The 13,543-nt window shown below is 50.7% G+C and carries 11 protein-coding genes; 8 read left to right on the top strand and 3 right to left on the bottom strand.

The window, feature by feature from the left end:
• The first annotated feature begins 40 nt into the window (after positions 1-40).
• Together CRG97_RS31125 and CRG97_RS31120 are read left to right on the top strand one after the other, a co-directional pair.
• Positions 41-949, top strand: coding sequence for an ABC transporter permease subunit (locus CRG97_RS31125; protein WP_098749351.1), 909 nt, complete (start codon positions 41-43; stop codon positions 947-949).
• A gap of 18 nt (positions 950-967) precedes the next feature.
• The gene (locus CRG97_RS31120; protein WP_098749350.1) at positions 968-1,867 is read left to right on the top strand and encodes an ABC transporter permease subunit; all 900 of its coding nucleotides are present in this window, start codon (positions 968-970) and stop codon (positions 1,865-1,867) included.
• A 127-nt stretch (positions 1,868-1,994) separates the two neighbouring features.
• On the opposite strand, the gene CRG97_RS31115 is transcribed toward CRG97_RS31120, so the two are convergent.
• Both CRG97_RS31115 and CRG97_RS31110 read right to left on the bottom strand, forming a co-directional pair.
• On the bottom strand, positions 1,995-3,464 hold the full coding sequence (locus CRG97_RS31115; protein ID WP_098749349.1) for an alpha-amylase: 1,470 nt from the start codon (positions 3,462-3,464) through the stop codon (positions 1,995-1,997).
• 305 nt (positions 3,465-3,769) lie between these two features.
• Complete coding sequence (locus CRG97_RS31110; RefSeq protein WP_098749348.1) at positions 3,770-4,813, bottom strand: YeiH family protein; 1,044 nt, start codon at positions 4,811-4,813, stop codon at positions 3,770-3,772.
• Between the two features lie 160 nt (positions 4,814-4,973).
• Here CRG97_RS31110 and CRG97_RS31105 point away from each other — a divergent pair, with 160 nt between their 5' ends.
• On the top strand, positions 4,974-5,870 hold the full coding sequence (locus CRG97_RS31105) for a LysR family transcriptional regulator (protein ID WP_098749347.1): 897 nt from the start codon (positions 4,974-4,976) through the stop codon (positions 5,868-5,870).
• Between the two features lie 167 nt (positions 5,871-6,037).
• Positions 6,038-6,256 carry a DUF378 domain-containing protein gene (locus CRG97_RS31100; protein WP_076323850.1) on the top strand — a complete coding sequence of 73 codons (219 nt, stop codon included), beginning with the start codon at positions 6,038-6,040 and terminating at the stop codon, positions 6,254-6,256.
• Between the two features lie 459 nt (positions 6,257-6,715).
• Here the strand turns inward: CRG97_RS31100 and CRG97_RS31095 are convergent, their stop codons facing one another.
• Positions 6,716-7,750 carry a glycoside hydrolase family 18 protein gene (locus tag CRG97_RS31095; RefSeq protein WP_098749346.1) on the bottom strand — a complete coding sequence of 345 codons (1,035 nt, stop codon included), beginning with the start codon at positions 7,748-7,750 and terminating at the stop codon, positions 6,716-6,718.
• A 421-nt stretch (positions 7,751-8,171) separates the two neighbouring features.
• On the opposite strand from CRG97_RS31095, the gene CRG97_RS31090 reads away from it, so the two are divergent.
• From CRG97_RS31090 to CRG97_RS31075, 4 genes are all read left to right on the top strand, one after another.
• The gene (locus CRG97_RS31090) at positions 8,172-9,143 is read left to right on the top strand and encodes an ABC transporter permease (RefSeq protein ID WP_076323853.1); all 972 of its coding nucleotides are present in this window, start codon (positions 8,172-8,174) and stop codon (positions 9,141-9,143) included.
• A gap of 15 nt (positions 9,144-9,158) precedes the next feature.
• A complete protein-coding gene (locus CRG97_RS31085) occupies positions 9,159-10,067 on the top strand; it encodes a carbohydrate ABC transporter permease (protein ID WP_098749345.1) in 909 nt (302 codons plus the stop codon).
• A gap of 43 nt (positions 10,068-10,110) precedes the next feature.
• Positions 10,111-11,721 (top strand): extracellular solute-binding protein, encoded by a 1,611-nt coding sequence (locus CRG97_RS31080; RefSeq protein ID WP_098749344.1) that lies wholly within the window; start codon positions 10,111-10,113, stop codon positions 11,719-11,721.
• A 146-nt stretch (positions 11,722-11,867) separates the two neighbouring features.
• Positions 11,868-13,253, top strand: a complete 1,386-nt coding sequence (locus tag CRG97_RS31075) for an alpha-L-fucosidase (RefSeq protein ID WP_098749343.1) — start codon at positions 11,868-11,870, stop codon at positions 13,251-13,253.
• Positions 13,254-13,543: the final 290 nt, after the last annotated feature.

Genomic DNA, 13,543 nt, shown 5'->3' with positions numbered 1-13,543 from the left:
AAACAAGAGGTACTGCTGAAACTATGTGTGGGAGGACTTTATGAGATTAAAAACACAAATGCTCAAAACGACGGTAACCAGCCTGCTCGCTTTTATGTTCATCGTCCTCATTGTCCTGGTTCCGAGGGATTTGAATCTGTCGCTGGACAGCAATTTGTGGGTGACGAATTATTCCTTTGATCTGGGTGAGTATGTTACGTATATTCGCGATTATTTTGCAAATGCCATTCAGAACGGGACGCTGGGGGAATCGCAGTATACCGGCCAGTCTTCGGAAGCCGCCGCTTTTGGAGCCGTCGGTAAAAGCCTGCTCGTTATTGTATCCGCTTTAATCATTGGATTCGTGTTCGGCATTCTGAAGGGAGTCCTTGACTACAAATTGTCCAAGACCAAATTCAATGTGCTGGGACACTGGACCACCTGGCTGTTCCAATCCATTCCGGATTTTTTTCTGATGCTGATCGCCCAGTGGGTGCTCATTAAGTATGTTCCGGCTGTCCGCTATTTTGCGGTTGATGGCTGGGAAGCCTTCGTGCTGCCTTCGCTACTCGTGTCGATTTACCCGATTTTCTTCATTGCTCGAATCACTTCGGCTTCTCTGCTTGCACAGGAGGGAAAGTTATACATACTGCTGGCTAAAGCCAAGGGGCTTAGTGACCGGAAGGTCGTATACAAACATATGCTGCGCAACGGCATCGCGACCATCCTGACCCATCTTCCGGGCCTGCTCGTCTTCATATTGTCCAACCTGCTCGTCGTGGAATATTATCGCAACTATCCGGGAGCGGCATGGAGACTGTTTCAGGCGCTGGACTTCAACACGTTCAGCGGCACCGGGTCCAATTATGAGCCGGGGGTCATTATTTATATCACGTTTTCTTTCATGGTGCTGTTCATGATCGTTCAATGGATCAGTCAATTAGCACGCAAGTACTTTGATCCACGATAAGAAATGAGGTGAGTCGACTTGAAGAATGTCCCTTTATGGATTGGCGGCACGCTGCTCGCATTCTTTGTTTTTGTTATGCTGGCGGGGCCGTACATGCCCTTTATCGATAAAGAGTTGAAACAGGAAACCTCCAGATGGGTGATGAAAGACGGGAAGCAGAAGCTGACGCTTCCGCCCTTTAAGCCTTCTTCGAAGAACTGGCTGGGATCGGATAAGAAGGGGGTCGATAACCTGAGCAAACTGGTTGTGACCGCCAAGGATACGATTCTGCTTGTGCTGGGGATTACGGCTGTTCGATATGCGATAGGTGTGCCCCTGGGATTGATTGCTCGTAAGAAAAAAGGCTTCACCCACCGGTTCATTACCTTCTGGAACCAGCTGTGCTCCTATTTGCCGCCGGTCTTCGCCTCGGCCCTGCTGCTTGCGCTTCCGTTCTTTCTCTTCTCCCAGCAGCGGATGGGCTGGGCCATACTGATTCTGGCCAGCGTTGAAGCTGGACGGGTTGCGATAACGATCCAGCAGCAGGCCCACAAAATGGCAAGCGAGCCTTACATGGAGGCCGGAACCGCGTTAGGACTTCGCACGAGGACATTGACCAAGAATTATTATATTCCGGTCATGTTCCCCGAGGTGATCGTCAACTTCTGTTTGGATATGGGGAAGGTCATGCTGCTGCTTGGTCAACTCGCGATCGTGAACATCTTTCTTGGTCATGAGTGGAAGGAAGTTAATTATTATGTCATGGAATTCGTGGAGACCGGGTACAACTGGGCGACGATTCTGTCCAAGAATCGAGCGGATATATGGTTAGGAAAGTTCCAATTCGTTGTCTATCCCGCATTTGCGATGATGCTGCTAATCATCACGTTCAACCTGTTAGGCGAAGGCCTGCGCCGTCGTTTTCAGGTTAAGGGCTGATCGATGCGTGGCCGTTAACGCGAAAAACCGGAAGGATGAGGCTTGCGCCAGGTGTTTTCCTACACATTAGGAGTGCCTGGCGAAACCGATCCTTCCGGTCTTTTTTGTTCATGTAAAATGCTGCCGTTTACGCTTCTACGGGAATATCCGGGTGAGCCCAGACGGATACACTGCCGCCGTTCACCGGAAAAAGAGCGAAACCATCCTTGCCGATCGTTATGCGATCCTTCCGGGTGCGGGTCAGATCCACCCATACCTCTCCGGCTCGATGCTCGCCGACAAACATCCGCTTATCCCCGGCTTCGCCATTGGCGATGACCACCGCGCAGCCGGAGAACTCCATTTCCTGGATACCGCGGCGAACCCAGCCTATCGTATTCGGATGGTCAAAATAGTCATCCTGCTCGCCATACGCCCGATTCGCTCTGGCATAGAGCAGCGGGTCAATCGCTTCCCTTTTGCCGGGAATGGGCTTCTCGCCGCCGATTCCGTAATAATCGCCATAGAAGACGGAAGGATAACCGTCCTTTCGCAGCAGGATTAACGCATAAGCGCTCTGCTTGAACCAATCCTCCACCCAGGATTCCAGTGATTCCTGCGGCTGTGAGTCGTGGTTGTCCACAAACGTGACGGCATTCATCGGGTGCGATTGCACAAGCGTATCGTCGAAGATCGTCCGCAGGTCAAAGGAACGGCCAGCTTTGGAAGCCGCTTGGAGTTTATAGTGAAGAGACACGTCAAACAGATCGATCCTGTAATCCACCGTATCCAGAAAGTTTCGGCAGTCTTGAAGCTCGGGATTCCAGAACTCGCCCACGATGTAAAAATCATCTCCACGCTTTTTCTTCATGGCGGTGGCAAATTCTTTAATGAAGTCATGGTTAATATGCTTGATCGCATCCAGCCGGAAACCGCTGCATTGCAGCGTATCCACCAGCCACTTGCCCCATGCCACCATTTCCTTGCGTACATCCGGATGACTGTAATCAATGTTGGCAAACATCAGGTAGTCGTAATTGCCGAATTCATTGTCAACGTTATCGCTCCATGACTTATTCTCGCCGACGATCCGGTAAATGCCTGAACGTTTGCTGATATCATCGTAATCGGTACCGTTAAAATGCGTGAAATTCCATCGAAACGAGGAGTATTGATCCCCTCGGCCAGGGAAGGTGAATTTGGTCCAGCCTTCAATCTCGAATGGCTTGGATATATCCTTGGTCCGATCCATCTCGTCGACCTGCACAACCCGAAACCGCTCGGTTTCATCTGCGCCCGCCTTATGGTTCATGACCAGATCCACATAGACGGCAATCCCGTTCTTGTGGCAGGCCGCGATGGCATCGATCAATTCCTGTTTGGTTCCATACTTCGTGCGAACCGTTCCCTTCTGATCGAACTCTCCCAGATCATACAGGTCGTATACGCCATAACCATTGTCCTCAGCGGACGATGCCTTCGTCACCGGAGGAATCCATACCGCATCGATCCCTGCCTTGCTCAGCTCCGGGGCTGCGTCCTTGAGTCGGTTCCAGTGCGAGCCATCGGCAGCAACATGCCATTCGAAGAATTGCATAATCGTATGATTTCGTTGCATACATCCATCTCCTCTATCATGATAGCTCTGCATGAATACTGCATACTAAGCTCAAATACCCAAGAAAGCAGGGGAGCTAAACCTTCCACCTGGAATGGGCGGACCGCCTACATTTAGTTTTACCCTAAAATGGAAGGAAAAAGACGGGGGGCGTATTGGAGCAATCCTAAAATGACTTGAATCCAACGTTAGAGGATAGGAATGGAGCATGGGTCTATTCTCACCACGAAAAAACCATCCTCTGCCGGGAATCTGTCGCAGGGGATGGTTTTCCGTTTTGTGCACACTGGCTGCCTTCCGCTTACTTATGCCATAGCATAAGTAAGCAGGATCAGCAGCACGGTGGTGATGGACATGGCCAGCAGCGGCCGCCAGGCACCGCGTATATCCTTCAAGTGGACATTCAGGCCAAGTCCCACCATGGCCATGGCAAGAATGAAGGAGGCTGCCTGAGAAATCCAATCCTTGATTGGCAGGGGAATGATCGGTTGTCCGGTAAATTCCCAGCTTCCCAGTACACTCGCTGCCATGAAGCCCAGCAGGAACCAGGGAAACTCCATCCGTGTTTGACTCTGTAAACGCCCGGTGCGCTTCATCCAGACCATGAGTGCGATACTGAGTGGTACAAGCAAAAATACGCGTCCAAGCTTGGCAAGCAGACTAATCGCAAGGGCGTCCTCACCTGCCGGAGCAGCTGCCAGTGCCACATGGGCGATTTCATGAAGACTTACGCCAGACCACACGCCGTACTGAGTGTCTGTTAAAGGAAGCAGCGGCTGGACGAGGGTGTATCCGATAGCTACGATAGTTCCAAGAAAGGCGATAAGCCCTGCTCCAAGCGCGGTGTCCTTCTCCTTCGCCTTGAGAATCGGGGACACGGCAGCAATGGCCGCCGCACCGCATACGCCGGTTCCAATGCCGAGCAGGAGGGATAGGGACATATCGGCCCTCAGCCATTTGGCAATCAGCAGGGTAAGCGCAATGGCAAATACAACGCTGATGACATCCCTCATCATTAAACCGAGGCCTTGCTGGAACACGATGCCGATATTCAGCTTTAAGCCATATAGTATGATCGCTACACGCAGCAGCCGCTTGGCCGTGAATTGGATTCCAATGCGCAGTCTCTCCGGGTAACCGCGCAACTGCCGGTATATCGCGGCGATGAGAATTGCCCAGGCGAGCTGGCCAAGGTAGCCAAGACCCGGCACGCTTGCTAATACGTAACCGATGAGGGCGATGACAAAGGTAAAGGCAATGCCGCCTGCGGCGGCGGGCAGCGTATGCTGTGTCCATCGAACCAGGCGATGGACGTGTTCTTGTGATTTGGAATAAGCTGGCTCTGTCATAAGATGTAACCTCCGATTCGTTCGGTTGGTCTGAACCCATCGTATCTCATTCCACTGGATAAGAAAAATAAATCATTATGATGATCATCATAAGTGATAAGTTATGATAATATAACTCATAACCATTCGTGGATATTGCAAACGAAAGGAGGCCCAAAGCGTGGATCCAACATTAGAGGTATTCGTTACGGTGGTAGAGAAGGGGAATTTTACCCGTGCGGCCGAGGAACTGCTGATGACACAGCCCGCGGTAAGCCAATATATCCAATCGCTCGAGCGGTCTGTTGGCACCAAGCTGCTGGAGAGAACCAATAAATATGTCCGGCTGACGAAAGCCGGAGAGATCGTGTATCACCATGCGAGGGACATTCTGGGTCTGTACACCCGTATGAACACGCTTGTGGACGATTTGATGCATCGGGCAAGCGGCAATTTGTCCATTGGCTCCAGCTACACCTTTGGGGAATATATGCTGCCGCATTTGATCGCTTATATGAGGGAACATTATCCCTTGATCCGCCCATCGATTATGATCGGGAACACCACGGAGGTGGCGGAGATGATACTGCGCCATGAGGCGGATATCGGCATCGTGGAGGGGGATTATCAGGATGAGAAGCTGCATATCGAGGCCTTTGCCGAGGATGAGATGGTGGTGATGGTTCCCCGGGACGGTCGGTATGACCATCTGCAAGAGCTATCGCTCTCCGAACTTGCGGATGAGACCTGGATTGTCAGAGAAGCTGGATCAGGCACCCGCGCGGCAACGGAGCGGATGTTCTCACGGTATCATATTCACCCTCAGCATATCGTGGAGTTTGGAAGCACCCAGCTGATCAAGGAATCCGTGGAGGCAGGCCTTGGCGTCACGCTGTTGTCGCGATGGGCGGTACGCAAGGAGGTTCAACTCGGAACGCTGCATATGCTGCTACCGAACGGCAAGCCGGTGGCCCGGCAGTTCTCATGGATTACGCAGAAGACACCTTATCATACCAAGGCCGTTGAGGTATTTCTCGAGCTTCTGCATCATAAACGCGGTTTCCCTAAGGGAGTCTAAAGGAAGAGAAGGATCTCGGTGCAAGAACATCCCGGTATTAAGGGATGTTTTTTTTGTTCGGGCATGATTATAAACGCCGTAAATGGTTAAAAATAGATACTAAAATCCTTAGAATAACAAACCATGTAACGAATGATGTGAAAATCGGACGTAAGGGGGGTTAAGCGATGAGAACATTTAATACAATTGCTTTGCTGTTATTGATTATTGGAGGCATTAACTGGCTTTTGGTCGGCCTGTTTCAATACGACCTGGTAGCTGCATTATTTGGAGGACAGAGCTCCGCAGGGTCCCGCATTATCTATACGATTGTCGGTCTGTGTGCATTGTACTCGATCCGCTTCTTTGGTGATGTTACGAATGACGACCGAAACACAGCTAGATGAGTTACATTTAATGACATATAAATGACATAAATAAAGAGAGATATCGATTCTCTCCTAGATGAAAAAAGCCGTTCCGTGTTCAGGAATGGCTTTTTTCTGTGCAAATCCCAAGATTGTCAGTGAATTGTAAACCTCATGTAAGGTGCAAGATCAACATATACAGTATGAAATTTCCAGTGTTTATGAGGCTTTGTATGCTCTATAGTTAAAGATAAAAACGACATATTTACGGAGTTCGGAAGGAACTCCTAGAATAAAGCCAAGCCATTGCAGCGCAACAATCGGAAGTTAACAATATGGCAGAAAACATTACATTTTATCTGTCGTCAGCCTCTTTTTTTGCGTGAGCAGTGAAAAAGGACTCCTTCACCATAAGGAATGAGTCCGGAACGAATAGCGAAATAAAGACACGCTGAAGGGGAGTGAGGCTGTTACGGCTCAGGCAAGTTCCCGCTTCGCTTAGGAGTGGAATGCTTTGTACATCGCATTCAGCAAGCTGTGTGTCGCATCACAGCTGTATTCCCAGAACATGATGCCTGCCAGCCCCTGCTCCTGTATGTATTTGCATTTATGAGTCAGGGATTCAGCGTCATCGTAAGTGATGAAGCTGGTGCCGTCGAATAAATATGGCGCTTTGGCTTCGTCGTCCCAGTACCGCTTATATGAAGGATTGTTAAAATACTCGGCTGCGAGCTGGGTATAGGTCGGACCGTAACCGCCGGAAGATGGAGCGACCTGGAGGTAGCCGTTGTTCACATCCGGCACATCCTTCCACTTCCTGGAGTAGAATGCGGCGCCGATCACGATTTTTTCGCGCGGCACACCGGCTAGGGTGAACAGGCGGACGGAAGCATCGACACTGATTCGGAACAGATCGCCGGTGGAGGTGTACAAGTTGGTGTGATGGCCCGTCATCGTCTGGAATCCGCCGCGCATGTCGTACGTCATCAGCTGAATGAAGTCGAGATAGGGGTGGATGTTATGGATCTCGGTGCCATCGATATAATATTGATCGGCTCCGGCCGCGATCGTGAGCAGATAGTGCTTCTTGCCCCGCCCGTACTGATCCAGTGTTTCCCGGAGCTCCTTCAGCAGCAGCGTGAAGTTCTCCTTGTCACTTGGCGATGCCTTCGTTCCGGCTATCGAGTAGCATGGATACTCCCAGTCCAGGTCAATGCCGTCGAATGGAAACTCTTGCAGCAGCTTGATCGCCGATTCGCACACGGTTTGTCTTCCTTCGGGCGTGGCTGCAGCTTCCGAGAAACCGCCCGAGCCCCAACCGCCAACGGACAGCAGAACGGTTAACTGGGGATTGACGGCTTTCAGGCGTTGGATCTCGTGGATGGTGTTCGTATCGGTATACGTAATCTTGTCTTGTTGGATATGGGCGAAAGCGATGTTCAAGTGAGTGAGCTGCTTGGCATCTTCGGTCGTGATCGTGGATAAGACCTTGCGCCCTGCGTAGCCGGCTAAAATCCAGGAGGATGGCAACATGCGTAATACCTCATTTCTTTTAGAATATGTCAGTTTTGCTTTTACGGTTTATTTTTCCAACTTACGGTCAGATATGACATCTGTCAAGGCTCATCCCATTGGCCAGAATGACAATTTACCGGAGGGGAAGGGGTCAAAAACCACATGTTTTCTTGCCTGAAAACGACAATGACAAGCGTGGGAGGGGCGTAAAAAGCCCGTCATACCAATGCATGAAGCCGTTTTCATTAGACCATTGAAAATGACATATTTACGGATGGTGCCGCGGTCCATACACTTGGGATGTAAGCGTTAACATTTCTAAAGCGGGCGAAAGCCGCACGCTGAGGAGTGGTCAGGAAGGCTCTTTCTTATACATTGAACAGGGGTGCTTTTCCGAAAAAAATGGCCGGACTTTCATTAGAAAAGGAGGGGGCAACCTATGCAGCAAGATGGTCAATCCGCCCTGTCGCAAAGCTTATCGGTTAACACGATGCCGAATCGTAAGAAAAATACATTATGGAGGAGGATGATTCGAAACTGGGAGTTGTATTTGTTTATAGCTCCGGCATTTCTGTATTTTGTCATTTTCCATTATGGCCCGATGTACGGGATCCAAATCGCCTTCAAAAACTTCATCCCGACGTTGGGAATAACGGGAAGCCCGTGGGTCGGATTCGACCACTTCGAACGCTTCTTTAACTCTTATTACTTCTGGGATTTGCTCTGGAATACCTTGAGCATCAGCTTGTATGAGCTGGCTATCGGGTTTCCGCTGCCCATCATTCTGGCACTGGCCTTCAATGAAGTGAAGGATTCGTTCTTTAAACGTACCGTACAGACCGTCACGTATGCACCGCATTTTATTTCGGTCGTTGTCATGTCCGGTATGATCATTACCTTCTTGTCGCCTTCGTCCGGCATGATTGTTAACTTTGTGGAAATGCTTGGCTTTCAGGCGCCTCAATTCCTGACGGACCCTGCATGGTTCAAGACGGTGTATGTGCTGTCCGGCGTCTGGCAGAGTGCAGGCTGGGGTACCATTATATATCTCGCAGCCTTGTCGGGTGTCGATCCTCAGCTGCATGAAGCAGCTGTCGTGGACGGAGCAAGCCGGTTCAAACGGATTCTGCACATCAACATCCCGGCGATTATACCAACGATTACCATCCTGTTGATCCTGAACATGGGCAGCATTTTGGGCGTCGGATTCGAGAAAATCCTGCTGCTGCAGAACCCGCTGAATATGAGCTCTTCCGATGTCATCTCGACATTTGTTTATCGTTCCGGTCTGGTTGACGCACAGTACAGCTTCTCTACCGCCGTCGGATTGTTCAATTCGGTCATTAATGCGATTCTGCTGATTGCGGTGAACCAAATCGCTCGTCGCACCAGCGAAAACAGCCTGTGGTAGAAGGGGGAATAACATATGTCATCCACGGTAAGGGAAAGCAAAGGGGATAAATTATTCCTGCTATGCAACTACATCTATCTGACGATTGCGCTTGTCATCGTACTGTACCCGCTGCTGTACATTGTCAGTGCCTCCATCAGTGATCCGAAGTACGTAAGCTCAGGTGAAATGTGGTTGATTCCGAAAGGGATAACTTTTGATGGATATGCCCGAGTGTTTGAGAACGCCAACATTTGGATTGGCTACAAGAACACGATTATTTATACAGTGATCGGTACGATCGTGAATCTGATTGTCACGCTGCCTGCAGCCTATGCGCTCAGCCGTTCTGATTTTGTGGGCAGAGGATTTTTTATGGCGGTGTTTCTGGTTACGATGTTTTTTGGCGGGGGACTGATTCCGAGTTACCTGCTCGTTAAGGATCTTGGCATGGTCAACAGCATGTGGGCTCTTATTCTGCCGGGAGCTGCGTCCATATGGAATATTATTGTGTCCCGGACGTTCTTCCAATCGACCATTCCGAAGGAGCTTCAGGAAGCTGCCCATATCGATGGCTGTACGAACTTCCGGTTATTCATCAAAATCGTACTGCCGCTCTCGATGCCGATTATTGCCGTCATGGCGCTCTTCTACGGAGTCGGCCACTGGAACAGCTATTTCAGTGCCATGATTTATCTGAATGATGCCGCGAAGTACCCGCTTCAGCTCTTCCTTCGTCAAATCCTGGTCCTTCAGGAGATGGCGGCACAGGGCGGCGGGGCGATAGACGCTTCATCCGCAGCAGCGATGAATTCCAAAGCGGAAATTGCCGCACTGGTCAAATATGCGGTCATTATCGTTGCGACACTTCCGGTTATTGCGGTTTACCCGTTCCTTCAACGTTACTTTGTGCAGGGTGTTATGATTGGTTCCGTTAAGGGCTGATCTTAAACCATAAAATCCACACCAAAAAAGGGGAGTTGTTGTCATGAAAAAGCTTCGCAAGGCATCATCCATTTTACTCTGCCTCACCCTCTCAGCAACAATGCTTGCAGCCTGTGGTTCACCCAAAGGAGACGGCGCTGCTACGGCACCGTCCGGGACGGCCAGTACGGAAGGGGTAAAAAAGGAAGGTTTCCCGATTGTGGATGAGCCGATCACGCTGACGGTCATGTCACAGGATGCTGGTGTAGCCGATTGGAATACGATGCCCGTACTACAAGAGATGGAGAAATTGTCAGGCATCAAGCTGGAATATCAGCTTTCTCCGATTGACAGCTTTGAAACGAAAAAGAATCTGGTGTTCGCCAGCGGTGATTTGCCCGATATGTTTTACGCGGCCGACCTGAAGCCGGCTGAGCAGGTGACCTATGGTACCCAAGGAATCCTCATTCCGTTGGAGAAGTACATTGACGAGGGTTATGCACCGAACATCAAAAAGATATTTGATGAGAACCCGGATGTCCGCAAGTCCTTTACGACACCGGACGGACATATCTATGCCCTGCCATTCGTCGACAAGGCCGCCGTATGGTACAGAGGCCCGATGTGGTATAACGGCAAGTTCTTAAAAGCGCTCAATGTGTCCGAACCTAAGACAACAGAGGAACTATATACATTCTTGAAACGCGCCAAGGAAGAAGATCCTAACGGAAATGGAAAGAAAGACGAGATTCCACTGACTTCGGTCAAGCTGGATGACCTGCGCATGTACTTCTTCGGCTTCTGGGGAATGTACAACGAAGGCATTTATTCCGACAAGGACGGAAAAGTGCACTATCCTTACCAGGAAGAAGGCTACAAAGGCTATCTGACGTTCATGAACCGTCTGTGGAAGGAAGAACTGCTGGATCATGAAACTTTCTCGCAAACAGGCGATCAGAAAAAAGCCAAGGGAGAAAACAATCAGCTGGCTCTGTTTAACGACTACCATGCGTACTTCACGCTCGGTGGCGAACCTAGCAGCGAGCATCCGCTCATGACGCCGGTGAAGAGTGAAATCGCAGATTCTCCTGTATACGGCATGCACCCTGGTATGTCGGCAAGAGGCACATTCGCCATTTCGAGCAGCAACCCGTCTCCGGAAGCAACCATGCGCTGGATCGATTATCTGTACAGCTATGAAGGCGCCACGTTGTTTAACCAAGGGCCTGAAGGCACGTTGTGGAAATTCAAGGATGAGGCAAACCGCGTGAAAGAATGGCTCCCGGTTCCAGGCGGCGGAGATCGTGAGGAGTATCGCGGTAAAATCACGCCGAACTACGGTGTTTTGACACCTGGCGTCAATGATCCGGAAGTTGCCAAAGGCCTTCGCACTGAATTTGATGAGTGGATCGATCAACAGAATCAAGAGAAGCTGGTGCCGATCGGCAAATCGCCATTCCCTAACGTCTATTTGACGAATGAAGAGCAGAGCGAGGCAACTTCGCTGTTGTCCGATTTGGAAACGTATGTGAAACAGATGGAAGCGAAATTCGTAACAGGCCAAGAGCCGCTTGAAAATTGGGATAAATACGTTGCACAAGTCAAGAAAATGGGCAGCGACCGTCTCGTTGAGCTTTATCAAGGGGCATACGATCGCTGGAACGCCGAGCAATAATCAGATGCATAGATGAAAAACAAAGAGCCAACGTATCCCGGTCGATCCATGACCGGGGGTTGGCTATTGTTTTTAAGGGGCAGGCAAGCCTGTTCCGACGGTCTTCAAACCTATCGTTATCAACAAATGACTATTGGAGGTACACCATGTCGGAGAACAAGCTGGTAGAGGAAGAGCAAGCAGTAGTGGAGCAGGGCGTGCACAATTTCAGCAGTGAGGATAAATGGGTCAAGCCGGAGGATCCGCTGCTCTTGGAGCGCCTGGAATGGTTCAAGGACCAGAAGCTGGGCCTGATGATGCATTGGGGACCGTATTCCCAGTTGGGTCTTGTCGAATCATGGGCACTGAGCGATAAAGACGCGGATTGGTCACGTGACGGCATTGACTGGGATATCAATGCGGAGGAGCTTAAGCGGCAGTATTTTGATCTGAACAAGACCTTCAACCCGCTTCGCTTTCAGCCTGATCTGTGGGCTGACCTGGCAGCCGATAACGGCTTCAAGTATTTGAACTTTACAACCAAGCATCATGACGGGTTCTGCATGTGGGACACGCATACGACCGACTACCGTGTCACGGGTCCGGAATGTCCGTTCCATATGCATAAACACGCCGATATCACGAAGGAGCTGTTCGAGGCATTTCGTGCCAAAGGGCTCGGCATCTCCGCTTATTTCTCGAAGGCTGACTGGCATACGCCATACTACTGGGCGCCGGGAATGGAGGCTGGAAGCTTTACGTCACGCGGTCCTAGCTATGATCCGAAGAAATACCCGTGGCTGTGGGAACAGTTTGTCCAGTTTACCCATGAGCAGATCATGGAGCTGATGACCCGTTACGGCCGCATTGATGTGCTGTGGCTGGATGCAGGCTGGGTGAACGATTACCGGGACCAGAATATCCGACTGGGTGAAGTGGTAGAGAAGGCGCGTGAGATTCAGCCATGGCTCCTCTCGGCGGACCGCACGGTCGGCGGGCCTTATGAGAATCTGATTACGCCGGAGCAGACCCTCCCTGAGCGTGCCCTGCATGTGCCTTGGGAGAGCTGTATCACGATGGGAACATCCTTCTCTTTCCGCTACGAGGATCGTTATAAAACGGTGCGTCAGCTCATTCATCTGCTGGTCGAGATCGTGGCCAAAGGCGGAAATCTAGCGCTCAATGTGGGTCCGCAGCCGGACGGTAGGCTGCCCGAGACGGCTATTTCACTAATGAAGGGCATGGGGGCATGGCTGAAAGTCTATGGAGAGGCGATCTATGGCACGCGTGTCTGCGAGCCGTATTCTTCAGGCGCGGTCCAGTTTACCCAAAAGGACGATACGACCTATGCCATCTATCTGTATCGAAATGAGCAAGAAGCCGTCCCTGAGGAGCTGCACATTCCGATTCAGACGGCGTTTAGTCGCATTGATCTGGTCGGGGGTCAGGAGGCGCTGGATTATCGTCGCACGGACGAAGGCGTTGCGGTCCGTCTTCCGGACCAGGAGCGTCAGGGGACGGCCCCGATTGCGCATGTGTTGCGGTTTCGTTAAGAGGCGGGTTATATAAAGTGCGTGTTCAAAAAGGTCGATTTTCAGCACCGAAGCTTATGCTTCCGAAGTGCGTTTTTTCAAAACGCTTTAGGTTAGATGAAGCTAGGGACGTCAAGAGCGGAGCTACACGTTTTCGCAGAAAACGCCTTCGAAAGCATCTGCTGTTTTGGGTACGTGAGCACCTGAAATGTTTCCGCAGGAAACATACTTCGGAAGCATCTGCTTAGGCCCGGCTGAATTCAAGATTCGATGCCGAATTGCTTCCTGATTCGCTTCGTGATCAAAAGCGG

It is taken from the genome of Paenibacillus sp. EZ-K15 (assembly GCF_002573715.1).
Classification (GTDB): Bacteria; Bacillota; Bacilli; order Paenibacillales; family Paenibacillaceae; genus Paenibacillus_AQ.
This window is presented reverse-complemented; position numbering and strand designations above follow the sequence as displayed.

What these genes read in the sequence shown, in the direction of transcription:
- CRG97_RS31090 (WP_076323853.1), top strand. Translation starts at nt 8,172, where the DNA reads ATGCAGCAAGATGGTCAATCCGCCCTGTCGCAAAGCTTATCGGTTAAC.
- CRG97_RS31095 (WP_098749346.1), bottom strand. Translation starts at nt 7,750, where the DNA reads ATGTTGCCATCCTCCTGGATTTTAGCCGGCTACGCAGGGCGCAAGGTC.
- CRG97_RS31085 (WP_098749345.1), top strand. Translation starts at nt 9,159, where the DNA reads ATGTCATCCACGGTAAGGGAAAGCAAAGGGGATAAATTATTCCTGCTA.
- CRG97_RS31080 (WP_098749344.1), top strand. Translation starts at nt 10,111, where the DNA reads ATGAAAAAGCTTCGCAAGGCATCATCCATTTTACTCTGCCTCACCCTC.
- CRG97_RS31110 (WP_098749348.1), bottom strand. Translation starts at nt 4,813, where the DNA reads ATGACAGAGCCAGCTTATTCCAAATCACAAGAACACGTCCATCGCCTG.
- CRG97_RS31115 (WP_098749349.1), bottom strand. Translation starts at nt 3,464, where the DNA reads ATGCAACGAAATCATACGATTATGCAATTCTTCGAATGGCATGTTGCT.
- CRG97_RS31100 (WP_076323850.1), top strand. Translation starts at nt 6,038, where the DNA reads ATGAGAACATTTAATACAATTGCTTTGCTGTTATTGATTATTGGAGGC.
- CRG97_RS31125 (WP_098749351.1), top strand. Translation starts at nt 41, where the DNA reads ATGAGATTAAAAACACAAATGCTCAAAACGACGGTAACCAGCCTGCTC.
- CRG97_RS31075 (WP_098749343.1), top strand. Translation starts at nt 11,868, where the DNA reads ATGTCGGAGAACAAGCTGGTAGAGGAAGAGCAAGCAGTAGTGGAGCAG.